Annotated in this window: 1 protein-coding gene; it reads right to left on the bottom strand. The window is 44.8% G+C overall.

All coding sequences use genetic code 11. The features are described 5' to 3' along the window. The coding region (locus H8S80_RS35235) for an InlB B-repeat-containing protein (RefSeq protein ID WP_187049110.1) at positions 1 to 830 on the bottom strand (830 nt) is incomplete at both ends.

The following is an 830-nucleotide window of genomic DNA, read 5'->3' as shown; positions in this document are numbered from 1 at the left end:
TTTGAAAGCAGCTTCTGAATAAAGTTCTCTTTCACATCTTCACTGCTCCAGCCGCTAAAGGTATAGCCTTCTCTTTCTGCGTCCGCTTTTACAGTGACTTCCTGATTATACTGGTAGGTTTCTGTTTCTCCGGTCTGCTTTCCATCTACCAGGTACGTCACGGTATAATTGTTAATCGTAAAGCTTCCTTCAATTACCACATCCTTTGCGGGCATATCAAACCCGGTATCACGACTCCAGCCGCTGAAGGTATAACCTTCTTTTTCCGGAGCTTCTCTAAGAGTCACAGGTGCATTAAACTCATACGTTTCCGCTTCTCCTACCTGTTCCCCATCAACTCTGTATGTCACTTTATAGCTGTTGATTTTAAAGCTTCCCTTGATCACTACATCATGTGCCGGCATTGCAAATCCGTCTTCATGATCCCATTTGCTGAAGGTATATCCTTCCTTCTCCGGCTCTTTCTGAAGTGTTACTGCACTTCCGTATTCATACGTTTCTTCCTTACCATAAGCACTTCCGTCTACCTCATACGTTACCTTGTAGCTGTTAATGCTGAATGACCCATTAATGACTACATTTTCTGCAGGCATCGTAAAGTCTTCCTTATGGTCCCAGCCGCTGAAGGTATAGCCTTCCTTCTCCGGGGCCTCTTTCAGCTTCACAGCAGTTCCATACAAATACGCCTCTGCTGTTTCATAAGGTTTACCGTCTACCAGATACGTTACCGTATACTCGTTTGCAGTAAAGCTTCCTACAATCACTACATCTTCGGCCGGCATGGCGAAGTCTTCCTTCAGATTCCAGCCACTGAACTTATGCCCTTCTTT

The sequence above is a fragment of the Hungatella sp. L36 genome, from assembly GCF_014288035.1.
Note: the sequence above shows the minus strand (reverse complement) of the source record. Positions and strands in the feature narration are given on the sequence as shown.